This window comes from Trinickia sp. (assembly GCF_051954495.1).
Lineage (GTDB): Bacteria > Pseudomonadota > Gammaproteobacteria > Burkholderiales > Burkholderiaceae > Trinickia.
The window spans coordinates 1-22,548 of sequence record NZ_JBQCHR010000017.1 but is presented as its reverse complement, the minus strand read 5'-3'; the positions used below and the strand labels follow the sequence as shown (position 1 = coordinate 22,548).

The following is a 22,548-nucleotide window of genomic DNA, read 5'->3' as shown; positions in this document are numbered from 1 at the left end:
CATTGCCGGCGCGGCGCGTACATCGCGCACCGCGTCCGACATGGTTTTTCATTGGGTACTTTCGTAGCCTCGTAATGACGTAATTCGTTATTTACGGCAATGGCTTGTCTTTCCGCTTCTATTTCTGCTTCTATTTCAGCGCCGAACGGTCAGTCCGTGATTTCGAAAACCTCCGTAAGCGCATCGAGCTTGACGGGCGCAGCGTGGCCGAGCGCTGCCTGAGCCGCCGCGCATTGCTCCATGCGGGCGCGCACCGTGGCCAAATACTCGGCCCGGTGGCGCCGCAGCGCAAAATCGCGAAAGTTCGTCCGCTCGAGCGCCTGCCATGCGTGCGCTCGCCCTGTATCCGAAGCATGACGCGCCGCATCGAAGGCCGCCGCATCGATCACAGCCGATGCGGCGGTTATGCGCTCGTAACCGTAACGCTCCATATAAGCTTTCGTCAACGTTTCTATAATCGCGATCTCCTCCATCGACAGCGCGCGCTTGTACTTGTCGGCATTGGCGGCGATCGGCGCGAAGCAATTGGACGACCATAAGGCGGACATGCGCGAAATTTGCCGCGCCTCGTCCGAATGAGAAACGTCCAGCATGCTCGGCAAGAACGCAATGCCGAAGAACGCGCAAACCTCCTTCAGGATGGCTTCTTCGTCGGTCAGAAAATCTTCGTAGCGGATGGTGAGCGTGCGCTGCGGGTACTGCGCCAAAATCGCGTCGGCCGCGCGATGGGCCTCGACCCACGTATGCGCGTTCAGCAGCGTGTCGAAGTCATGGATGATCGCCTTGTTCATCGAAGCGATCTGCGCGCGCGGGTCGCGCACCACGTTCAAAAACAGCATGTCGGGAAAAAGGCGCATCAACGCTTCGGCGTAGTGCACGCTGTCGAGCGATTTGTCCATGACGACGCCCGCTCCGGCTTGCTCGCCGGCGCGAAGCAGCAGCTCCCAGACGATGCGATGCACGCTGCGCGGCTCATGGCGAATCGCTTCGAAGATATCGACCGGATCGAAGACGATCCCGGGCCATTTCACCATGCTCGCGGCCTGGAGCCCGACGACGTCGCTCACGAGGCGAAAGTAGGCGCGGTCGTCGTCGAGATCGCCGTAGAGCGGCACGATCGGCATGAAGTCGACGATATGCAGCGGATACGGCGAATAGAACGCCGGGTTCAAGTTCAAGCGCAACCGCAGCGCGTGGCTGCCGCAGCGGCGCAGCGGAATCATCAAGACGGGCCTGGGTCTCGCGCCGGCCTGTGCGCGATCGGATGCTCGGTTCATTGTTTTGGTGCTCCTCGGTGCTTACTTGGATGCGGTGGGCGTCATCGCGCCAGCCGCGCCCATCGTCGTGAAATACGTTGAAAAAGCGTCGATGAACGCGTCGATGCTCGCGCTCGGCAGCACATTGACGCCGGCGGCGGCGCGTCGCCCACCACCGGTGTCGAAGCGTTCGCACAGCAGGTTCGCCGGGTGCGAGTCCGGCTTGGACGAGCGCACGCTTACGCAACACGATCCGTCGCTGCGTGCGTTCAGGACCGCGAACGATCGGTCGCGCGCCTGCGCGGCCAGTAAGTTCGCGAACGTGCCCGAAATGCGCCGCGCCCAGGGCTCGTCCGGAAGCACGTAGACGGCGCCGCCCTCGCATGCGTGATGCGGCACGAGCGAATCCACACGCGACAGATCCTCCCAATAGCCGTGTTCGAGCTGCGCGAAACACGGCGAGGCCGCGACGAATTCCAACGGATCGGCGAACGGATGCAATGCGTCGTAGAGCGCATCGGGCCGGATGTGAAGATCGTCGAGCGTGTCCCCGTAAGCGTTGTAGTTGAGCAGACGCCCCAGTGTCGAGAGCGTGGCCATCTCGTGGTCGGGCACGCCCTCGGCGCCCGCGAGCCTAGCGGCCGTCGCGTCGAGGTTGTCGCCGAACGCGCCGACGATCGCCCAGCGTCGATAGCGCCCGCCTAGCGCGCGGTCGACGAGGACGCTCGTACAAACATGAGGAGAATCGTCCCAGTGCATCGTCAGTCGCGGATGAGGGCTGGCTAGCCGCGCGCTGTGATGATCGTAGTAGGTGACGATCGCTCCCGCTTCCAGCAGCCGAGCCAGCGCGTCGACGTTCGTGTCGAGCGAAATGTCGAGCACCGTCACGTCGATATCGGCCACGCTCGGCACCTGGCGCAACAGCGCGACATCGCGCTTCACGCCCGTGATTCGGCGCGCTTCTCGGGGCTGCGCGAGACGCAGCTGATGCAGCGCGCACAATCCGTCCGCATCGCCGTTGAACACGTCGTAGGCGAGCACGGGCGCCACCGTGGGCAGAGGTTCAGCAGGACCGGCCATCTTCATGCTCCGAATCGCGCCGCATCAGGTAAGCGAGCAGCAGAGACGCCGCGCCGCCTTGCGCCAATTGCGCCGTGTCGAGTGCGAGCGCGGGCGCGAGCGGAGGCTCGTAGGGCGCGCTGACGCCCGTGAATTGCGAGAGCTCGCCTCGCCGAGCCTTGCGGTAAAGTCCTTTCGGATCGCGCGATTCGCACACGGCCAGCGCCGTGCTGACGTGCACTTCGACGAACCGTGCCTCGCCGATGATCTCGCGCGCCGCAGCCCGATCCTCGCGCAAGGGCGAAACGAACGACGTGACGACAATGAGGCCGACATCGTTCATGACGCGTGCGACCTCCGCCGCGCGCCGAACGTTCTCGCGGCGGTCATGCTCCGAAAAACCCAGGTCGCGGTTCAATCCGCAACGCAGGTTGTCGCCGTCCAGCACGGCGCACGGACGCGCGTCGCGCCTGAGCAGCCGCTCGAAATCGAACGCGATCGTCGACTTGCCGGCCCCGCTCAATCCCGTGAGCCAAAACGTCAGCGGCGGTCGGCCGAACTGCAGCGCGCGCGTATCGTCGGACAACCCGCCGGCATGCCGGAAGACATTCACATTCGGGCGGCGGACGCTCTCTCGTCCGCCGCCTCCGGGTTCCACTTCACGGGCGTGCGCATGAGGCTGTGCACCGTGGATCGGCCCCTCAGCGTTCATGGGAAACATCCTCGTTGTCATGATTTTAGAAATTCGACCGCCGTCTGCGGCATATCAAAGCACACGACCGTGCCTTGCGTGGGATTCTTGACACCAGACCCAGCGCGCGACGTGATGCCTCACGCAGGTTCGTAGGCCAGCACACGCGAGCCCGCCGGCGCGCCAAGGCGATGCGCAGTGCGGCTCACGCTCGGGCGCATCGGCGCGCCGGCGGCGCCTTGACGCAGCTTGAATACGCTCACGGCGGACACCAGCGCGTCGGCCTGTTCGCGCATCGATTCGGCGGCCGCGGCGGCTTCCTCGACGAGCGCGGCGTTCTGTTGCGTCACTTGATCCATCTGCGTCAGCGCAAGGTTGATCTGCTCGATGCCGGTCGCCTGCTCTTCGCTGGCGCTCATGATCTCGCCCATGATGAGCGTGACGCGCTTGACGCCGTCGACGACGTCCTTCATCGTCGCGCCCGCTTCGTCGACGAGCTTGTTGCCCACTTCGACCTGTTCGACCGAGCCGCTGATCAGCGCCTTGATTTCCTTGGCCGCCGTCGCCGAACGCTGTGCGAGGCTGCGCACCTCGGAAGCCACGACAGCGAAGCCGCGTCCTTGTTCGCCCGCGCGCGCCGCTTCCACCGCGGCGTTCAGGGCGAGGATGTTGGTTTGGAAGGCGATGCCGTCGATCACCGCAATGATTTCGACGATCTTCTGCGACGCCTGATTGATCGAGCCCATCGTCGTCACGACCTGCGACACCACGGTGCCGGCGCGCTCCGAGACGACCGAAGCCGACGCGGCCAGTTCGTTGGCTTGGCGCGCATGTTCGGAATTGCGCTTCACGGTCGCCGTCAACTCTTCCATCGACGCGGCCGTTTGCTCGAGCGACGCGGCCTGTTCTTCCGTGCGCGAGGACAAGTCGAGGTTGCCGCTCGCGATCTGCCCCGCCGCCGAAGCGATCGCGCCGGTGCTGACATTGACCTGGCTCACGATGCCAACGAGGCTCTCTCTCATCGTCTTCATGGAATGCATGAGGCTCGTGTCGTCGCCGGGCTTGACGAAGACTTCCGTCGTCAAGTCGCCCGTCGCCACGCGGTCTGCAGCGTCGGCCGCGTCACCGGGCTCGCCGCCGAGCTGCTTGATGATGCCGCGCGTGATCACGAGTGCCGAAACGATGCTGACGGCCAACGCGGCGAGCGCCAGCGCGATGATGCCGAGCCGGCTCGATGCGTAGGTTTCTTTTGCGTCTGCCGTCAGCTCATCGCTTTGCTTGTGCTCGAGGGTGCGCAATTGGCGTACATAGGCCCACCATTTAGCTTGAATCGGCCGCAGATCGAACCGCAGCAGATGATAGGCGGCGTCGCGTTGGCCCGACAAAGCGAGCTCTCGGGCCTTTTTCATGAGCGGCAAGGCGAGCTCGCCCTGCTGGGTGATCTGCTGCAGTAGCGACGATTCGTCGGGGCTCGTGCCCGGCAAGGTGAACATCGTCGCGAGCTTCGCGCGGCTTTGCTCGTAGACATCGGTTTCGGCGTCGAACCGCTTGTTTTCGATATCCACCTGATCCTGCTGGTCAGCCTGGAGCAAAACTAGATTGCGCAACGCCAGCGCGCGGTTGGAAATGCTTTCGTCGAGGCGATTCGCCAATGAAGCCTCGACGGAGTTGACATCGGTGATATTCACCACCGCGCTCTGCAGTGCGGACATTCGCATCAGGGCGAACACGGTCACGATCGCAAGCAGGGCTGAAACCAGCGCGAAGCCGATGCCGAGGCGGCTCGCCACTTTCATGTGGGATAAGTTCATCTCGTCGCTACCTTGTAATTAAAAGGACGTCTCTCTCGTCCGTGGACGCCAAACGCGTGAGACCTGGCGGTCACAAGCAGCGTGAACGGCACATCCGTAAAAGGCCTTAAGTGTTTTATCGGATGAAAACGTTTTTAATGACGAGATAGTTGGTAAGCGAGGTAGGTCGACTACTTTTTCGTATGACGATTTAAAATGCCGAACCGAGCACCATAGACCGGCGGCTATCGCCGAAAATTGACGATCGTCAATGGCCCCGTTTTCTCGGCCGTAGGGGTAAACACCCTCGCGAAAACTCCCGTTTCATGGGAATCGAGTTTTCTTTTCATGAGAATTGTGCGGCATGCTTGGTATCGTTTACGTACTTAAACGGACCGATCTGTCATGCAGGACGTCCCCGGAGCCGGCGCCGAGCGGATCTTGCTCGTGCTCGCCTCGCTCGCTCATCACGGCAAGGCCATGTCCGTGCGCGAACTCGTCGGCAAGACGGGGCTCGCGCAGAGCACGCTATACCGTCAAATCGCGTTGCTCAAGCGCTGGGGCTTCGTCTCGGAAAACGCCGGCCGGTATGCGCCGGGCCCCGTTAGCCTTCAGCTCGCCCTGTCGTTCGACCTCGGCTCGCATTTGATCGAAGCGAGCCGCGGCGCCATCGAACGTCTCGCGCAGTCCTCGGGTGAAAGCGTGGGACTCGTGGTGGCGGTCAAGGAACAGGTCGTTTGCCTGGAGATGATCGAAAGCCTGCATTCGTTGCGTTGCTCGTTCGAGAAAGGGCGGGCCGTCCCGCTCAAAGCGGGCGCATCGGCCAAGTCGCTGCTTGCGTTCATGAACGAGCGCCGCTGCGCCGATATTCTCGACACGATGTTCGCGGGCGATGAAGCGGGCCGGGCCGCGCTCATCGCGCAGCTCGCGAGGATCCGCGAAGACGGCTACGTCGTCAGCGACAGCGAAGTCGACCCAGGCGTGTGGGGCGTCAGCGCGCCGATCTTCGCGCGCGCCGGCCGCACGAGCCCGAGCGTGGCCTCGATCACGCTGATGGCCCCGGTCACGCGCGTGGCGGGGCGCGAGGCCGCGCTGATCGACGCGACCCGCCGCACGGCGCGCAACATTTCGCGCCGCCTTCAAACCGACCGATCGAACGACGCTTGATCGATTCGCTGCTTGCCGCAGCGTTGCATGGAACCTCAAGGAGACCCTCGATGAAACCGATCCGCCTGCTCGCCGCCCTCTGCATGAGCGCGGCATTCGCCTTCACCCTCGCCCCCGGCGCGGCGCACGCAGCCGATACCGGCACCCTGCAGGTGGCGACCGACGCCACGTTCCCGCCCATGGAATTCACGGAAAACGGCGCGCGCACCGGGTTCGACGTCGATCTCATGAACGCGCTGGCGAAAACGATGGGCAAGCAGGTCCAATGGACCGACATCGACTTCAAGGGGCTCATTCCAGGCCTCATTGCCCGTCGCTTCGACGTCGCGATTTCGGCCATCTACATCACGCCCGAACGCGCTCAGGTGGTCGACTTCACGCAGCCTTACTATGCGGGCGGCCTGGTCGCGCTCGTCAAATCCGATTCCCCCATCAAGACGCTCGCCGATCTGAACGGCAAGAAGGTGAGCGTTCAGGTAGGGACAAAATCGGTGAACTTCTTGCACGATCACTATCCGCAGGTGCAGCGCGTCGAAGTCGAAAAGAACCAAGAGATGTTCGACCTCGTCGGCATCGGCCGCACCGATGCAGCCGTGACGGGCAAGCCGGCCGCCTACCAGCTCGCGCGCACGCGCCCGGGCTTTCGCGTGCTCGACGAGCAGCTGACGACCGAGCAGTACGGGATCGCGGTGCGCAAGGACGAGCCGCAGCTTCGCGACGCATTGAATTCGGCGCTCGAGAAAATCAAGGCAGACGGCACCTATGCTGCCCTCGTCAAGAAGTGGTTCAGCAGCAAATAACGCCGAGCTGACGCCGACGCGACACCCCTCGCCGGCCGCAATAGACGCGCGGCCGTGTGCTTCACCTTCAAGAGTCGAAGCGGATGCAGATGCAACTCGATTTCTCCCCCGTGTTCGCCGGCTGGACCGATATCTTGCACGGCGCCGCCGTCACGATCGAAGTCACGGCGGCCGCGCTCGTCCTGAGCTGCGCGATCGGCCTTTTGATCGGCATCGGCCGGCTCGTGCGCCGGCGCCGCTTCGTCTACGTTTTTTGCACGGCCTACGTTACGTTCTTTCGCGGCACGCCGCTGCTCGTGCAGCTGTTCCTGCTGTTCTTCGGCCTGCCGCAGTTCAACGTCATGCTGCCGGCCTTCTTCTGCGGCATCCTCGGGCTCGGGCTGTATTCCGCGGCCTACGTGTCGGAAATCGTGCGCGGCGCGATTCAATCGATCGATCGCGGACAGACCGAGGCCGCGCGTTCGATCGGCATGTCCTCGTCGCTCGCGATGCGCACCGTGATTTTGCCGCAGGCCGTCGTGCGCATGATTCCGCCGCTCGGCAACGAATTCATCGCATTGATCAAGAATTCGGCGCTCGTGTCGCTGCTCACGATCGACGATCTCATGCACGAAGGGCAGAAGATCATCAGCGTGTCGTACCGCTCGCTCGAAGTCTATCTGGCTATCGCACTCGTCTATCTCGTGCTCACGAGCACGACGAATTACCTACTGCAGCGCGCAGAGCAGCGCTTGCGCGCGGGAGGAATGGTTCAGTGAACGCCGTACCGCAAGATCGTTTTCCCACGGACGCCGCGCCGATCATCCGCATCCGCGCGCTCAAGAAATCGTTTGGCGCCCACACCGTCTTGAACGGCATCGATTTCGACGTCGCGCCGTCTCAGGTCGTCGTGGTCATCGGGCCCAGCGGCTCGGGCAAGAGCACGTTTCTCAGGTGCTGCAACGGGCTCGAGCAGGCCGAGGGCGGCACGATCGACATCTGCGGTCATCGGCTCGTCGATCACGGCGTCATGCTCAAGGAGCGCGCGCTCAACGCGCTGCGCACCGAGGTGGGCATGGTGTTCCAATCGTTCAATTTGTTTCCGCATCTGTCCGTCATCGAAAACGTGACGCTTGGTCCGCGCAAGCTGCGCGGCGCTTCGAAAGAGCAAGCGCAATCCTGCGCCATCCAACTGCTCGAGAAAGTCGGCCTAGCGCACAAGGCTCACGCGATGCCGGCGAGCTTGTCGGGCGGACAAAAACAGCGTGTGGCGATCGCTCGCGCGCTGGCGATGCGCCCGCGCGTCATGCTGTTCGACGAACCTACCTCGGCGCTGGACCCCGAACTGGTCGGCGAGGTGCTGCAGGTGATGAAAATGCTGGCGAGCGACGGCATGACCATGGTCGTCGTGACGCACGAAATGGGCTTCGCCCGGGAAGTCGCCGACGTAGTCGTCGTGATGGACGGGGGCGCGATCGTCGAGGCGGGGCCGCCGCAAACGATCTTTTCCGCGCCGACGCAGCCGCGTACGCGCGCCTTTTTGCAAGCCGTGCTCTCCCGCGCATGAACGCGGCGTTCGATCCGTCGGTCTGGACCGGCCGGCGCGATGCCGGCGAGGCGGGCGACACCGCGAGGCTGTACGAGCGCGTGCGCGCTTTCGACGATCCCCTCGAGCCGGAACCCGTTGCCGGCGCGCCCGTATTGATCGGTTTTTGCTGTGACGAAGGCGTGCGCCGCAACCAAGGGCGTATCGGCGCCGCGCACGCACCTCGGCTGCTTCGACGCGCACTCGCTTCGCTGCCGGCTCATCGGGTGGCTCGCTGTTTCGACGCGGGCGACGTGCTTTGTGAAGCGGACGAGCTCGAAGCAGCGCAAGCGGCACTGGGCGAGCGGGTGCGACACGCCTTGACGCGAGGGGCCCGGCCCATCATTTTGGGCGGCGGGCACGAGGTTGCTTGGGGCACCTACCTCGGGCTACGCGGCTGGCTCGATGGGGAAGGCAGGCCCGAGCCGGCTGCGGCGCGGCCTCGCGGGCGGCTGCTCGTCATCAACTTCGATGCGCACTTCGATCTGCGCACGACGCGCCCGGGCAACTCGGGCACGCCCTTCGACCAAATCGCGCGAGACTGCGGGGCCCGCGGCGCGGCGCTCACCTACGCATGCTTCGGCATCAGCGAACTCGCCAATACGGCGGCGCTGTTCGCCCGTGCGCATGAAATCGGCGCGCACTACGCCCTCGACGTAGTCATGCAGGAAAGCCAGTTGGCGGATCGACTCGCCGAATTGGACGGATTGATCGCAGCGGCGGACGACGTCTATCTGACGATCGATCTCGACGTGCTGCCCGCGGCCGTCGCCCCGGGCGTTTCCGCACCGGCCGCGCTAGGCGTGCCGCTTGCCGTCGTCGAAGCGATGGTCATGCGCGTGCGGGCCTCGAGCAAGCTGCGCGTTGCCGACATTGCCGAATTCAACCCGCAATACGATCGGGACAGCCGGACGGCGCGTGCGGCGGCTCGACTGCTCTATCGTCTGCTTTGATGCACGCCGCCAATTCAGTGCCGGTGCAAAAGGCTCCGTAACGGATGCCGCCAGTCCAGTCGGCGCGGCGCGGCGCCGCGCGTTTCCCGCAAGTGCTCCTGCCATAATTCGTCGGAAAAAAGAAACGCGACGATCAAAAGCGGCAGCACGAGGAACGCGCCCAAAATCACTCGCTCGATCACGATGAGCCTCCCGTGCCATTGCCAGGCGAAAGCGAAAGAGAGTGGAAACCATTCTAAGCGCATGTTGCTCGGTTCGCGCGAGGCAACGCGAGCAGCACGTGGGTTCGCACGCATTCACCGAAATCGCACGGCGGCGGCGTGCTTTGGAGCGAGCAAATGCGCGCCGACGAACCATTCATGGCGCTCGTGCCGCTGCCCACGCAAGCTAAAACGAATCGATGCAGCCAATTTCTGCGTTTCGAGACGATAGCGATCGCGGCAGGCATTAATTTTGTCGCGCGGCAAAGCGGGCGATAACGGTTCCGAGCCGTCATCGACGAACATCTTTATGTGCGCCGCCGCAAAATGCTTTTGGCATTTTATTAAACGGCTTAATTCGTTTTCTGCGTAATCCGCAAATAACGCCGAAAGCCTTGCAGCAAGCCGCGCTCGCGCTTTCCGAACGCTTTCATGGCCCGCCTGGCAAGGTGTGGCAAGGCAGTCAGCGCGCATCGCTCGGGTGCGGTCGCACCGGTGCGACAATCCGTCGCTTTTGCAAGTGCACACAAGATGTGCTTGTGCTTTTAAACCTATGTTCTACGCTCAAACACGCGGGTTTTAGATTGCCTTTAAATACATAGCTAACCTAAGTAAAAACCCGCATGGAGGCGTATATGAAAAAAGCAGGCATGCTTTTGATGCTCGTGGGGTTGGCCGCCGCGGCCACGGTTGCGCAAGCGCAAGATCAAGTGCTCAGACCGCAGCAAACCTTCCAATTCAGGGCGAATGCCTACGGATGCTTATCCAAGGATAAGCTTGATTCCGCCTACCAGCACGCACAAGCGGGCGAACAGCAAAAGATGCAGGAATATTTCTCCGGCTACCAATGCTTGTCGACGCCCGAGCATGCGGACTTCCGTGTCGTGCGCGTCGTCGGCCGGGACGTCGAATTCGTGAACGCCGGCAACGGCGATACCGAAGGGCTGTGGACCCACGCGGAATTCATCAAGCAATAACCGTCGATTCGTCCCATCGCGGCCCGGCTCGCCCGGGCCGTTTGCCATGCTTGGCCTAGTTTTCGCTATCATTTCGCGCCAATGACGGCGCGCGCATATCGACGCGCGCCGCGCACGAAACGCGACGATTCGCGCAAACGAGCCTCTTCTCCGCCGCATGGCCCTCAAATCGACCATCTACAAAGCCGAACTGCAAATTGCCGACATGGATCGCCATTACTACGGCGACCATGCGCTGACCAGTGCTCGCCATCCTTCCGAACCCGACGAGCGGATGATGGTGCGCCTTGCCGCGTTCGCGTTCTTCGCCAATGAGCGTCTCGAACTCGCCAAGGGCCTATCCGATACGGACGAGCCCGATCTCTGGCAAAAGGATCTGACCGGCGCCATCCAAACCTGGATCGAAGTGGGGCAGCCCGATGAACGTCGGCTGGCCAAGGCCAGCGGCCGGTCCGATTCGGTGATCGTCATCGCCTACGGCGGCCGCGCGTCGCAAATCTGGTGGGACGGATTGCGCGGCAAAGTCGAGCGGCTGCGCAACGTGGAAGTGTGGTCGCTGGCCGAGGGCGTCGGCGAAACGCTCGCGCGGCTGGCCGAGCGCACGATGCGGTTGCAGTTCACCGTGCAAGACGGTGCGGCATGGTTCACGAGCGCAAGCTCGGACCCCGTCGAACTTCAGTGGTCGGTGCTCAAGGCCAGAAGCGCAGGCTAATGGCGGCGGGCGGCCGCGCGATCAAAGCGAGGTGGCCCGCGCCGATTCAGGCGGCCCTTTGAGCTCGATCATGTTGCCTTCGGGATCGAACAAATAAAGCGACTGCCCGAAGCCGTCCGCGCCATAGCGACGGCCTGCTTCGCCGAGCCTCGCCCCATGCGCCGTCACGTGCTCGGCAAGCGCGTGCGCATCGTAGTGCTCCACACGGAGACACAGGTGATCCATGTTCCGTCCGGCGCCGGGCGCGCCGCTGTCGGCGCGATCGATCTTCGCGCCGACCTTCAGCAGATCGATCAGCGAGCGCCCCGCGCGCAGTTGGGTAAGCCCAATGTCCGGCTGCTCTTTTTCGATGGTGCACCCAAGCGCCTCGCAGTAGAAGCGCGCCAATGCGACAGGGTCGGACGTGCGAATGACGACATGGTCGATTTCGCGAATCGTCGGCTTCATCGGATGTCTCCCTTCATGCGGCGGCGGTCGGCGCGGGGCCGTATGGCCATACGCGGCTGGCCGCGCCCTCGATATAGTCAGTGTAGCCGCAGGTGTGCGACGGGCGGCGGCGTCGCGACCAGACGCCTCCGAGCGACCGCCGGCAGGATTCGGCGCCTTAGGACGACAAAGAACAAAGCAGCGGCCGTGAGTAGATGCAAGGTCGCATGGACGACGCACGCTTGGGACGACTATCTCTATTGGCACAAGCATGACCGGGCGGTCGTCGACGAAATCAACGGCCTAGTGGAGGAAATCTGCCGGGATCCATTCAAAGGCACGGGGAAGCCCGAACCGCTGAAGGGCGATCCGACCGGGTTCTGGTCGCGGCGGATCACTAAAGCGGATCGCCTCGTCTACATCGTCCAAGAAGGCGTTCTTTACGTGATGCAGTGTCGCTTTCACTACTGACGCGGGCCGCCAAGCCGCACCCAAGCACCGGAAACGGTGCTCTTTTTTTGCCCATACGAAGCGTACGGACAAAAAAAACCCGCTCACAGGGAGCGGGTGAATCCATATCAGGAGGAGACATGGAGGAGACAGTTCCTACTATACACATCTGGATGGTGCAATGCAATATCTTTTTTATGACGGAAAATGACGATGGATTCGGGAGTGTGTGCACGCCCCAGCTAGGACTGCGAACCGGCAAACGGGGCGCGAACATCCGCCCGGGCGTTGCGGCAGAATTAGAGCGCAACAATCGGCGCGCAGCGACCGGCTCGAACACATAAAGTTGGCATCGTTCACCTGCCAACGTCGAGGAAGATCATGGATACCGCCTATCAGACCGATGCGCAGCGCTGGGATGCCGTCGTCGCGCGCGACGCGCGGGCGGATGGCGCGTTTTTCTACGCCGTCGCCACGACGGGCGTCTTTTGCCGGCCTTCGTGCGCCTCGCGCCTGCCGCGCCGAGAAAACGTCGCGTTCTTCGGCACGGTCGACGCCGCCCGCGCGGGCGGCTTTCGTCCCTGCAAACGCTGCCGTCCCGACGGTCTGCCGCGCGAACTCGCCATCGTCGAGCGCGCGTGCGCGGCGCTCGACGCCGATCCGCAAGCACGCGTCACACTCGCGCAACTGAGCGAGGCCGTCCACGTCAGCCCGTTTCACCTGCAGCGGCTGTTCAAGCGCGTCGTCGGCGTGTCGCCGCGCGAATATCAGGCCGCGCGGCGCGGCGCGGCCCTGAGGGAGGCGCTTCAACGCGGCGACGATGTCACGCGCGCCGCGCTCGATGCCGGCTTCAACTCCCCCTCGCGGCTGTACGGCAGCGTGGCGGGCGAGCTCGGCATGCCGCCTTCGACGTATCGCAAGAAGGGCGACGGCCTGCGCGTCTACTATGCGAGCGCGCGCACCGCGCTCGGTCCCGTGCTCGTCGCGGCAACCGCGAAGGGCATCTGCCGAATCGCCTTTGGCGACGACGAAGCCGAACTGCAACAGGCGCTGCGCCATGCGCTCGCCAACGCCGAACTCGTCGAGGATCGCGCCCGTATCGCGCCGTTCATCGAACAAATCGACGCGTATCTGCGCGGACAACGCGAAACGTTCGACCTGCCGCTCGACGTCAGCACCACGGCGTTCCGCCAACGCGTATGGGACGCCCTGCGACGCATTCCCTACGGCGAGACGCGCAGCTACACGCAGGTGGCCGAATCGCTCGGCGTCGCCCATGCCGTGCGCGCCGTGGCAAGCGCCTGCGCCTCGAACGAGATCGCGCTGGCTATTCCGTGTCATCGCGTCCTACAAAAGGGCGGTTCGCTCGCCGGCTATCGGTGGGGCCTGTCGCGCAAGGCGGCCTTGCTCGATGCCGAGGCGCGGCACGCGGCGGTGGCTCCCGCGGCATCTGCCGAAGCCGACACGATCGAGTACGTTCGCCGCGATCTGGACGACGCAGCTTGAGCCCCGTCCTCGCCGCCAGCTTCGAACTGCCGTTCAAGGCGCCCTATGACTGGGCGCGCGTACTGCGTTTCTTTGCGGGGCGCGCGACGCCCGGCGTCGAAGCCGTGGAGGACGGCGCGTACCGGCGCGCGATCGAGTGGAACACGGCGAGCGGCACCCTGCTCGTGACGCGCCATCCGCGCAAGCGCCGCCTCGTGGTCACGATCGAGGGCGAAGCGAGCCGGCATGCGTCGGCGCTCGCACCGCACGTGGCCACCATGTTCGATGTTGCCGCCGACCCGGCCGCCATCGGCGCTCACCTCGGGCGCGACCCTTGGCTCGCGCCGCTTGTACAGGCCGCCCCGGGACTGCGTCTGCCGGGCGCTTGGTCGGCGTTCGAGCTCGTCGTCCGGGCCATCGTCGGTCAGCAGGTCAGCGTCAAAGCAGCGACCACGCTAATCGGGCGTCTCGTCGTGCGCGCAGGCGAGCGCATCGACGATCATCCGCACCCCGGCACCGCCTGGCGCTTTCCGACCCCGGCGGCGTTAGCGGATGCGGATCTCGCGCAGATCGGCATGCCGGGCAAGCGCGTGGCCGCGCTCCAAGGCCTCGCGCGTGCGGTAGCCTCGGGCGAGCTGCCGATCGACGATATCCACGCGGGCCAGCTACCGGCAGCCGCGCTGGCCGACGCGCGCGCGGCGCTGCTCGCGCTGCCGGGCATCGGCCCATGGACCGTCGAGTACATCGCGATGCGCGCCTGGCGCGACGTGGATGCCTTCCCCGCCACCGACCTCGTCCTCATGCAAGCGATCGCGGCGCGCGATCCCGCGCTCGCCCGCGCCGCGGCGCAACGCGCTCGGACCGAAGCGTGGCGGCCTTGGCGCGCCTACGCCGCCATGCATCTTTGGAACGAAATCGCCGATCGGGCGGGGGCCGCCCGGGGCGGCTAGCCGCCTCCGGCGTGGCCTCAAGCGAGGTTCGCGGCGCGGTGTTAAAGTGCCCGCTACTCAAAAATTAATTGCATCGAGGCGCCGCGCGCGGCAGTGCAAAGGCGCCTGATCGCAATCGGCTTCGATGTCAGATATCCAAACACCCCCCCGGTCGGAAGCATTCGCGCAGCGCTTGTCGGTGTTGACGTCGCCGGCGGCGCGGGACGTGCTCGTCCGCGGCCTGCGCGGCATCGAGAAGGAAAGCCTGCGTGTCGCACGCGACGGCTCGCTGGCCATGACGCCGCATCCGAGCGCACTCGGCTCGGCCCTCACGCATCCGTCTCTCACGACCGACTATTCCGAGGCGTTGCTCGAGCTCATTACACCGGCGCTGGCCGATCCCGAGCAGGTGATCGCACGGCTCGACGAGTTGCATCGCTTGGTCTACTCGCAGCTCGGCGGCGAGCTGCTGTGGAACCATTCGATGCCGGGCCGTTTGCCGGCCGACGATCAAATTCCGATCGCGGAATACGGCAGCTCGAACATCGGCCGGCTCAAGCACGTGTACCGGCACGGCCTTGCGCTGCGTTATGGCCGCACGATGCAGTGCATCGCCGGTATTCACTACAACTATTCGCTCAGCGAAGAGGCCTGGCGTCTGCTTCACGCAGCGCGCCCCTCGCCGGCCACGGCGGTCGATTTTCAGTCGGCTTCGTACCTTGCGCTGATCCGCAATTTCCGCCGCACGAGCTGGCTGCTGATGTACCTGTTCGGCGCGTCGCCGGCGCTCGACCGCGCGTTTTTACGCGGCCGAGCGCACACGCTAGAAACGTTCGACGAAAGCACGCTCTATCGTCCGTACGCGACGAGTTTGCGCATGAGCGACCTCGGCTATTCGAACACGACGGCGCAGGCCGCGCTGCAACCGAACTACGACTCGCTGCAGGGTTATTTGGAAGCGCTGGCGCGGGCCGTCAGCGAACCGTACCCGGCCTATGAAGCGATCGGCACCCATCGCGACGGCGCTTGGGTGCAGCTCAATACGAACGTGCTGCAGATCGAGAACGAGTTTTACTCGACGATCCGGCCCAAGCGCGTGACGCATCCGGGCGAGCGACCGCTGCATGCACTCGCTTCGCGCGGCATTCAGTACGTCGAGGTGCGCTGTCTCGACATCGACCCGTTCGAGCCGTGCGGCATCAGCGTCGAGACGGCGCGCTTTCTGGATGCCTACTTGCTCGTTGGCGCGCTCGACGATAGCCCACCGCTGCCGCCGGCCGCCCTTGCGGAGGCGAACGCGAATTTCGGCGCGGTGACGCTCGAAGGCCGCAGGCCGGGCCTCACGCTGATGCGCGACGGTCAAGCCCTGTCGCTGCGCGATTGGGCGGACGAGCTGTTCGAGCGCATCGACGCGGCCGCGCGCGCACTCGACGCTGTGCGCGGCGGCGACGCCCATGTGCGTGCGGTAGCGGCCCAGCGCGTGAAGCTGGCCGATCCGGAAGCCACCCCTTCGGCGCAGGTGCTGCGCACCATGCGCGAGCGCGGCCAGAGCTTCCTCGAATTCGGCCTCGCGCAAAGCGAAGCGCATGCCGCGTACTTCAAGGCCCGCCCGCTCGACGCGCAAGCGCTCGCCGCCGCACGGGCACTGGCGGAACAGTCGCTGGCCGAGCAAGTCGAGCTCGAGCGGCGCGACGCGCCGGCTTCGTTCGACGACTTCGTCAACGATTACCGCAGCTACACGCTCGAACGCTTCAGCGTCTGAACCTACGCGCCCGGGCGCCGCTGCTCGTTTCGATTCGCATCGCGCGAACGACTGCGCCCGATCCGCGTCGAACTGGATGGAGCCCCTTTCTTCACTGCGGGGCGAAGACTGATCGAAGCCAGGACGGAGGGCGTTCGCATGGAATCGACAGGAAGAATCGGCACGGTGGCCGCGGTGCTCGCTTGCGCACTCTTCACCGGGTGCACGGCGGCGAATCGCGTCGAGCCGGAAACGATGCAGATCGCCACGGCGCCGCTCGTATGCCGAGCCGATCAATGCACGCTGTGGTGGGCGCGCGCACGGCAGTGGGTGACGCAGCACGCGCAATACCCCTTGCAGACGGACACCGCCGACGCGATCGAAACGGCCGGCCCGGCCGGCGGCAGCGGCGCGCCGGCTTTTCAAGTCACGCGCGCGCGCAACCCGGATGGTTCGTTCACGATCGGATTCGCGGCCCACTGCGATCGTCCGCTGGCCGGATGCCGCCCCGATCCTTGGCAATCGGCGGCCAGGTTCAAGCAATTCGTGAGATCGGGCGAAGAGGGGCCGTCATCCGCGCCGCCGGCGCAGGCCCACGCCCCGCAATGAGGGCATGAGCCGCCGGCCTGGCATTAGTGCGCCATGGCCGGACCGCTGCCGCGCTTGGGCTTGGTGATCCAAACGAGCACGGCCAGCAGCGCGAACGCGGCGCAGGAAATGCGGAAGAAGTCGTTCGTGGCCATCATGTACCCCTGCTGCGTGACGAGCGCGTTCAGTTGCGCGCCGACGCTGCCGCCGGAAAACCCCAGCGTTCCGAGCGCGCTCTGGTAAGCGGCCGTATTCGACGAATAGGCGTTGACCGATTCCGCCAGCACGGCATGGTGGTAGATGGCATCGTTTTCCCAGTAGGTCGTGCTGATCGCGGTGCCGATCGCACCCGCCAGCGTGCGCAGGAAGTTCGACAACCCGGATGCACTCGCCAGCCGCTCGTCGGGAATGCTCGAGAGCGTGATCGTCGTCATGGGCACGAAGAAGCAGGCCACGCCGATGCCTTGAACGATACGCGGCAAGATCACGTGGCCGAACGGTACATCGAGCGTGAACGTGCCGTTCCAGACGGAGACGATCGCGAACACCGTGAACGCGAAGCTCGCGACCATGCGCAAATCGAGCCGGTGCAGGTTGCGTCCGATAAGCGGAGACAGCACGAGGGCAAGCAGCCCGACCGGCGCGGTCGCGAGCCCCGCGAGGCCCGCCGTGTAGCCCATCACCGTCTGCAGCCAAAGCGGAAAGATGACGACCGATCCGAAAAACGTCATGTACCCGAGAAAGATGATCAGCGCGCCAAGGCCGAAGTTTCGATCCTTGAACAGCGTCAAGTCGATGACGGGCGTCTTCTCCGTGATTTCCCACGCCAGCAGAAAAGCGAGGGCGACGACGGCGATGAGCGCCAGCGTGACGATGAAGGTGGAATTGAACCAATCGCGATCCTTGCCGAGATCGAGCATCATCTGCAGGCACGACACGCCGATGACGAGCAACGCCAGCCCGATCGCGTCGATCGGCTGCTTCGTGATTTTCGTTTCGCGCCCGCGCAGCAGAAAGTAGGCTGACGAGGCCGAAATCAGACCGATCGGCAAATTGATGTAGAAGATCCAGGGCCACGTGTAGTTGTCGGTGATCCAGCCGCCCATCACCGGCCCGAAGATGGGCGCCACGATCACCGTCATGGCCCATAGCCCGAGCGCCAGGCCGCGTTTCTGCGGCGGGTAGCTACGCATGAGAATGGTTTGCGACAGCGGAACCATCGGCCCCGACACGAGCCCTTGCAGCAGGCGAAAACCGATCAATGACGGGAAATTCGCGGCCAACCCGCAAAGCGCCGACGCGATCGTGAACGCCAGCACCGACATCGTGAACAGCCGAACCTCGCCCACGCGGCGGGCGAGCCATCCGGTCAGCGGCACCGCGATGGCGGCCGCTACCGAGTACGATGAAATCACCCACGTGCCGTCGCTCGTTGCAACGCCCAGGCTGCCCGAAATCGTCGGCACCGCCACGTTGGCGATCGACGTATCGAGCACTTCCATGAAGGTGCCGAAGGCGAGGCCGATCGTCAGTAGCGCGAGGGTGCCGCCCTTCAGGGGCAACGGGCCTGCCTGAGGTTCGGCCGCCGCCGAAGCCGCATTTGCCATGCGCGTTCTCCTTGTTCTTCGCCGACCGGGCAAGCCCGTCCATCGGCGCCAATGGTTTGCGTTCGGCGCCAATATCGCCATAATTGCTTGCCCTGTCAATATTTTTCTATGCAATTATGGTTGAGGCCTGGATTGGGTCGATCCGGCTTCCAGCGTGCGGGCAGCCGGCGAAGGGCCGCGATGTCCGTAACCGGCCGTAACTCAGGCAGGCCGCGCCCTGCGGTACCATCGGCCGCATCACATCGAACCTTCGCCGGTATGCCGCGTCATCGCCCTCGCACTTCATCCGCCGCTGCGCCGCGGGCCTCCCGCGTTGCCACCGCCCTCGGCTGCGTCGCCGCCATCGCCGCGCTCGCCGGATGCGCGGTCGGCCCCGATTACCATCGCCCGAGCACACCCGCCAGCGCCTCGTACAAGGAAATCCCGCCGGGGTGGAAGGTGGCCGAGCCGGGCGATCGGAGCGATCGCGGGCCCTGGTGGTCGATCTACGACGATGCTCGCCTCTCGGCGCTCATCGAAACGTTGAACACGAATAATCAGACGATCGCCCAATTCGACGCGGCCTACCGGCAGGCGCGAGCGCTCGTCGGCGAAGCGCGTGCGGCGTACTTCCCCACGCTCGGGCTGTCCGCCAGCGCGTCGCGCTCGGGGCAGCAGCTCTCGCGCAGCGGCTCGATCGGTTCGACGAGCGGCGGCGCGCGCACGGTTTCCGGCGTCAGCAATGCGTTCAATGTCGCACTCGACGCCTCCTGGGAACCCGATCTTTGGGGCAAGGTAAGCCGCACGGTGGCGGCGCAAGAAGCCGGTCAGCAGGGCGCGGCGGCAGACCTCGCGAATGCGAGGCTTTCGGCGCAGGCGACCCTCGCGCAAACGTACTTTCAGCTACGCGCGCTCGACGCCACGCAAAAGCTGCTCGACGATACCGTCGCCGCCTACACCCAAGCGCTGACCCTGACGCAGAACCAGTACGCGCAGGGCGTCGTCGCGCGCTCGGACGTCATTCAAGCGCAGACGCAACTTCAATCGGCGCGGGCTAGCGCCATCGACAACGGCGTCGCTCGGGCGCAGGCCGAACACGCGATCGCCGCGCTCATCGGTCAAAGCGCATCGACATTCTCGCTTCCCTCGATGCCGCTTCACGCCGAGCCGCCGGCCATCCCCGTCGACGTGCCCTCGGCGCTGCTCGAGCGGCGGCCCGACATCGCGGCGGCCGAACGCCGAGCGGCCGCGGCCAACGAGCAGATCGGCGTTGCGATGTCGGCCTACTTTCCGACGCTGACGCTTTCGGCCCAAGGCGGGTTCCAAAACTCGGTATGGTCCAATCTTTTCACCCTGCCGTCCCGATTCTGGAGCGTCGGCCCCGAACTCGCGGCCACGCTGTTCGACGCAGGGCTACGGCACGCCCAGACCGAAGCCGCGCGCGCGGCCTACGACCAGCAAGTTGCCGTCTATCGGCAAACGGTGCTCGGCGCGTTTCAGGAGGTGGAGGACGACCTTGCCTCGCAACGCATTCTCGCGCAGGAAATCGTCGTGCAGCGGCAAGCGGTCGATTCCGCCCGCCAAGCGCTCGCGATCGTGACGAACGAATACAAGGCCGGTACCGTCGGCTACGTCAACGTCCTGACCGCGCAGACGACGGCCTTCGCCGCCGAGCAGAAGCTCGCGAATCTGGCCGGCCAGCGGATGGTGTCCTCGGTCGGGCTCGTGAAGGCTTTGGGGGGCGGGTGGGACGCGGCGCGGATGAGCCGCGATCAGCAGGACCAGCAGCCGCCAAGCGACGGCAACGGCGGCTCGCCCCGCGCTGCGGCCGCCGACGCCGCTCCCGCCGGCTCCGGCGGCTAACGGGAGTAATCGAGCGCGACCGAGCCGTCGCCGGTCGGGCGACCGATCACGTTGAGCAAGCCCGCGAGATTGTCGCGCGCTTCGGGCGCCGCGCTTGCCTGTCCATGAAACGACGTCGCGTTTGCCGCGATCGTGCCTTGCCCGGTCAGCATCAACGGGCCCTTCAGCGTCGACAGTTCGATGGTCGAAGAATCGCCCTGCGACTGGAACGACACGCGATACGAACCCAACGGCTTGACCGGCGACACGCGGGAAGTCATGTCCGTCAACGTAATGACGAGCTGCCCGTAAGCGCGCTGTCCGACCACGCGCCACGGCGTCCAAGCCACGCGCACGGAGCCGTGCGGATCGAGCGTGTTGAACGGCGCGCCCAGGCCCGACAGCAAGGCCGCGGGCACCGCGATTTCGCCTGCGGAAACAGTTGCCGCCCGCGGAGCGGCGGAGACTTCGACCGCCTCGGGCATCGCCGGCGTTTGCTGCATGCGCATGCTCAGCCGGCCGGTCAGCAGCGGCCAGAACGCCGTGCGCCATTGCACGCGCCCGGGCAGCAGAGTGCCGGCGCCCGCATCCCTGCCCGCCGCCAGCACGAGCGTGGCGGACCCATGCCACAGCGAACCGGACGGCTCGATCAAATTGACGTGGCCTTGCGTGGCCTTCGCGAACTGCGGCGTGATCCAAGCGGCCGGCATCATGGCGACGAGCGTCGCGCCGCACGACACGAGCGCGATGACGCACCACGGCAGCACGGCGAGCAGACGCCGTCCAATCAACCTCATGCCGAGCCTCGCTCGCTGCGCGGCGCCGGCTCGCCGTCGGCGCCCGACACGGCCCGCAGCGTCATTGCGCGGACCTCGGGCTCGCCGTGGCGGGCTGCAGCGTGGCAGTCAGATCCACCTGACCGTCCGCCTTCAGCGCGTTCGCGTGCACCTCGCTCACGCGCACCTTGAACTGCTTGCGCGCGTCGTCGAGCCACATCGTCCAGGCCGGGAAGGAGACGTTCTTCGCTTCGATCTGAACGGCCTCGCCGGTCAAGCGCACCTGCGTCGTGGCCACGCCGGCCTGGGTCAGCGACGCAGTCAGCGCATCGCGCAGCGCACCGCCCGTGGGGGCCGCCCCTTGCGCCGCGGGCGCGAGCGCACGCGCCTCGTCGGCTTGCGCCGTCATCTGCGCTAGTTGACGCTGCATGGCCGGCAGCGTCTCGCGCAAATGGGCGCGCCCTTGCTGCGCCGGCGCCCACAGCACCGAGTAGGCGATGGCGACGCCGACGGCCACGCCGCCCCAAGTGAGCAACATCTTTTCTCGCGCCGTGCGCGGCTCCCAGAAGCCCGCCCAGACATCACCCAGTGCGCCGAGATTCATTGACCGCTCCCGTTTCGAATGACCCACTTGCCCGTGTTCGTGTCGATCTCGCCCGACAGTGCGTTTTGCGCCAGCCGCTGGGCGAAGGCGGGGTCGGGTTTGACCTCGGGCTTGAACGTCACCTCGAGCCGCCGATCGTGGTAGTCGAGCGCCGCGATTCCGTTCACGGGAACGGCCCCGAGCGAATGATCGAGGCGGGCCGCCAACGACAGAAAATCGTCGGGCGACAGTTCGCCTGCGGCGACGCGCAAATGCTCGAGCTGCGTCGCCATCTGCGATGCCGGATCGAGCACGACCGTCGTCTTCGGAAACGCATTCAACAGCAACTCCGTCATCTGCGCGTTGATCGCATCGCGCTCGCGCGCGAGCATCATCCATTGCACGTTCGCCCCAATCACCGCGACGACGAGCGTGGCGATCCCAAGCGCGATCGGCAAACGCAGCCGCCGCAGCGTCGCTCGATCGAGCCGCCAAGGCCGCGACTCGAACTCGAACTGACACAGATCGAAGCGACAGGCGAGCGCGTTGCGCGCCAGGGTTTCGAACGGCAGCGGGGCGACGCCCACGTGCAGACCGTGCGCGGGGACGGCTTCCCCGGCCAACGTCGGTTCCCCGCCGGGCAGCCCGGCGAGCTCGTACGCCGAGACGCTTGCCTCGCCGGCCAGGGCCGCAAGCGTCGTGCCGAGCGCGGAGAGCGGCACCGCCAACCCTTCGCCGTGGGCGCCGCGCGCGAGGGCCAGTTCGACCCGCGGCTCGGTGCTCGACAGCAGCGTCGGCTCGGGCGTGGCCGTAATGGCGACGTCGGCAAGAATCGCGGGCGCCGTCTGCGCCACGGTGCCGAGCACGGCCGCGACGAGCGGCTCCAGCTGCGGCGCATCGTCCCGCGGCGCGATGGCCGCCTCGGCCGGGCCCGGCCCCGCGCCCGCGCTTTCGGCCAACGCGGGTTCAGGGG

The 22,548-nt window shown here is 65.4% G+C and carries 23 protein-coding genes; 13 read left to right on the top strand and 10 right to left on the bottom strand.

Annotated features, from left to right (window positions below):
- Positions 1–149: 149 nt before the first annotated feature.
- The 4 genes from ACTHNR_RS01955 to ACTHNR_RS01940 all read right to left on the bottom strand — a co-directional run bounded on the left by ACTHNR_RS01955 (position 150) and on the right by ACTHNR_RS01940 (position 4,817).
- On the bottom strand, positions 150–1,277 hold the full coding sequence (locus ACTHNR_RS01955) for a sulfotransferase family protein (RefSeq protein ID WP_440545740.1): 1,128 nt from the start codon (positions 1,275–1,277) through the stop codon (positions 150–152).
- A gap of 21 nt (positions 1,278–1,298) precedes the next feature.
- On the bottom strand, positions 1,299–2,336 hold the full coding sequence (locus tag ACTHNR_RS01950; protein ID WP_440545739.1) for a DHH family phosphoesterase: 1,038 nt from the start codon (positions 2,334–2,336) through the stop codon (positions 1,299–1,301).
- Entirely contained in the window at positions 2,320–3,027 is a 708-nt protein-coding gene (gene cysC, locus ACTHNR_RS01945; RefSeq protein ID WP_440545738.1) for an adenylyl-sulfate kinase, read from the bottom strand. The genes ACTHNR_RS01950 and cysC overlap by 17 nt, the downstream gene beginning before the upstream one ends.
- A gap of 119 nt (positions 3,028–3,146) precedes the next feature.
- On the bottom strand, positions 3,147–4,817 hold the full coding sequence (locus ACTHNR_RS01940; RefSeq protein ID WP_440545737.1) for a methyl-accepting chemotaxis protein: 1,671 nt from the start codon (positions 4,815–4,817) through the stop codon (positions 3,147–3,149).
- 384 nt (positions 4,818–5,201) lie between these two features.
- Here ACTHNR_RS01940 and ACTHNR_RS01935 point away from each other — a divergent pair, with 384 nt between their 5' ends.
- From ACTHNR_RS01935 to hutG, 5 genes are all read left to right on the top strand, one after another.
- On the top strand, positions 5,202–5,963 hold the full coding sequence (locus ACTHNR_RS01935) for an IclR family transcriptional regulator (protein ID WP_440545735.1): 762 nt from the start codon (positions 5,202–5,204) through the stop codon (positions 5,961–5,963).
- A 50-nt stretch (positions 5,964–6,013) separates the two neighbouring features.
- Complete coding sequence (locus tag ACTHNR_RS01930; protein ID WP_440545733.1) at positions 6,014–6,763, top strand: transporter substrate-binding domain-containing protein; 750 nt, start codon at positions 6,014–6,016, stop codon at positions 6,761–6,763.
- A gap of 89 nt (positions 6,764–6,852) precedes the next feature.
- Entirely contained in the window at positions 6,853–7,521 is a 669-nt protein-coding gene (locus ACTHNR_RS01925; RefSeq protein ID WP_440545775.1) for an amino acid ABC transporter permease, read from the top strand.
- Entirely contained in the window at positions 7,518–8,309 is a 792-nt protein-coding gene (locus tag ACTHNR_RS01920; protein WP_440545732.1) for an amino acid ABC transporter ATP-binding protein, read from the top strand. Before ACTHNR_RS01925 ends, ACTHNR_RS01920 begins: the two co-directional genes overlap by 4 nt.
- Positions 8,306–9,280, top strand: a complete 975-nt coding sequence (hutG, locus tag ACTHNR_RS01915) for a formimidoylglutamase (protein ID WP_440545731.1) — start codon at positions 8,306–8,308, stop codon at positions 9,278–9,280. The genes ACTHNR_RS01920 and hutG overlap by 4 nt, the downstream gene beginning before the upstream one ends.
- A gap of 296 nt (positions 9,281–9,576) precedes the next feature.
- On the opposite strand, the gene ACTHNR_RS01910 is transcribed toward hutG, so the two are convergent.
- Positions 9,577–9,954 (bottom strand): hypothetical protein, encoded by a 378-nt coding sequence (locus ACTHNR_RS01910; protein ID WP_440545730.1) that lies wholly within the window; start codon positions 9,952–9,954, stop codon positions 9,577–9,579.
- Positions 9,955–10,115: 161 nt separating this feature from the next.
- Here ACTHNR_RS01910 and sap1 point away from each other — a divergent pair, with 161 nt between their 5' ends.
- Positions 10,116–10,457: a surface attachment protein Sap1 gene (gene sap1, locus ACTHNR_RS01905; RefSeq protein ID WP_440545728.1), complete on the top strand. Its 342-nt coding sequence runs from the start codon at positions 10,116–10,118 to the stop codon at positions 10,455–10,457.
- 157 nt (positions 10,458–10,614) lie between these two features.
- Positions 10,615–11,169, top strand: a complete 555-nt coding sequence (locus ACTHNR_RS01900; RefSeq protein ID WP_440545727.1) for a YaeQ family protein — start codon at positions 10,615–10,617, stop codon at positions 11,167–11,169.
- A 21-nt stretch (positions 11,170–11,190) separates the two neighbouring features.
- Here the strand turns inward: ACTHNR_RS01900 and ACTHNR_RS01895 are convergent, their stop codons facing one another.
- On the bottom strand, positions 11,191–11,616 hold the full coding sequence (locus ACTHNR_RS01895; RefSeq protein WP_440545726.1) for a VOC family protein: 426 nt from the start codon (positions 11,614–11,616) through the stop codon (positions 11,191–11,193).
- A 186-nt stretch (positions 11,617–11,802) separates the two neighbouring features.
- Here ACTHNR_RS01895 and ACTHNR_RS01890 point away from each other — a divergent pair, with 186 nt between their 5' ends.
- The 5 genes from ACTHNR_RS01890 to ACTHNR_RS01870 all read left to right on the top strand — a co-directional run bounded on the left by ACTHNR_RS01890 (position 11,803) and on the right by ACTHNR_RS01870 (position 16,809).
- Positions 11,803–12,066 carry a Txe/YoeB family addiction module toxin gene (locus ACTHNR_RS01890; protein WP_440545724.1) on the top strand — a complete coding sequence of 88 codons (264 nt, stop codon included), beginning with the start codon at positions 11,803–11,805 and terminating at the stop codon, positions 12,064–12,066.
- A 360-nt stretch (positions 12,067–12,426) separates the two neighbouring features.
- Positions 12,427–13,551: a bifunctional DNA-binding transcriptional regulator/O6-methylguanine-DNA methyltransferase Ada gene (gene ada, locus ACTHNR_RS01885; protein ID WP_440545723.1), complete on the top strand. Its 1,125-nt coding sequence runs from the start codon at positions 12,427–12,429 to the stop codon at positions 13,549–13,551.
- Complete coding sequence (locus ACTHNR_RS01880; RefSeq protein WP_440545721.1) at positions 13,548–14,480, top strand: DNA-3-methyladenine glycosylase family protein; 933 nt, start codon at positions 13,548–13,550, stop codon at positions 14,478–14,480. The genes ada and ACTHNR_RS01880 overlap by 4 nt, the downstream gene beginning before the upstream one ends.
- A gap of 124 nt (positions 14,481–14,604) precedes the next feature.
- On the top strand, positions 14,605–16,221 hold the full coding sequence (gene gshA, locus ACTHNR_RS01875; protein ID WP_440545720.1) for a glutamate--cysteine ligase: 1,617 nt from the start codon (positions 14,605–14,607) through the stop codon (positions 16,219–16,221).
- Positions 16,222–16,359: 138 nt separating this feature from the next.
- Positions 16,360–16,809 (top strand): hypothetical protein, encoded by a 450-nt coding sequence (locus ACTHNR_RS01870; protein WP_440545719.1) that lies wholly within the window; start codon positions 16,360–16,362, stop codon positions 16,807–16,809.
- 23 nt (positions 16,810–16,832) lie between these two features.
- Here ACTHNR_RS01870 and ACTHNR_RS01865 read toward each other — a convergent pair whose 3' ends face one another.
- Positions 16,833–18,395, bottom strand: a complete 1,563-nt coding sequence (locus ACTHNR_RS01865; RefSeq protein WP_440545718.1) for a DHA2 family efflux MFS transporter permease subunit — start codon at positions 18,393–18,395, stop codon at positions 16,833–16,835.
- Between the two features lie 258 nt (positions 18,396–18,653).
- Here ACTHNR_RS01865 and ACTHNR_RS01860 point away from each other — a divergent pair, with 258 nt between their 5' ends.
- A complete protein-coding gene (locus ACTHNR_RS01860) occupies positions 18,654–20,237 on the top strand; it encodes an efflux transporter outer membrane subunit (RefSeq protein WP_440545717.1) in 1,584 nt (527 codons plus the stop codon).
- On the opposite strand, the gene ACTHNR_RS01855 is transcribed toward ACTHNR_RS01860, so the two are convergent.
- From ACTHNR_RS01855 to gspL, 3 genes are all read right to left on the bottom strand, one after another.
- Entirely contained in the window at positions 20,234–21,013 is a 780-nt protein-coding gene (locus ACTHNR_RS01855; protein ID WP_440545716.1) for a type II secretion system protein N, read from the bottom strand. The genes ACTHNR_RS01860 and ACTHNR_RS01855 overlap by 4 nt on opposite strands.
- A 61-nt stretch (positions 21,014–21,074) precedes the next feature.
- Positions 21,075–21,596 carry a type II secretion system protein GspM gene (gene gspM, locus ACTHNR_RS01850; RefSeq protein ID WP_440545715.1) on the bottom strand — a complete coding sequence of 174 codons (522 nt, stop codon included), beginning with the start codon at positions 21,594–21,596 and terminating at the stop codon, positions 21,075–21,077.
- The coding region (gspL, locus tag ACTHNR_RS01845) for a type II secretion system protein GspL (RefSeq protein ID WP_440545714.1) at positions 21,593–22,548 on the bottom strand (956 nt) is incomplete at its 5' end. The genes gspM and gspL, both read right to left, overlap by 4 nt.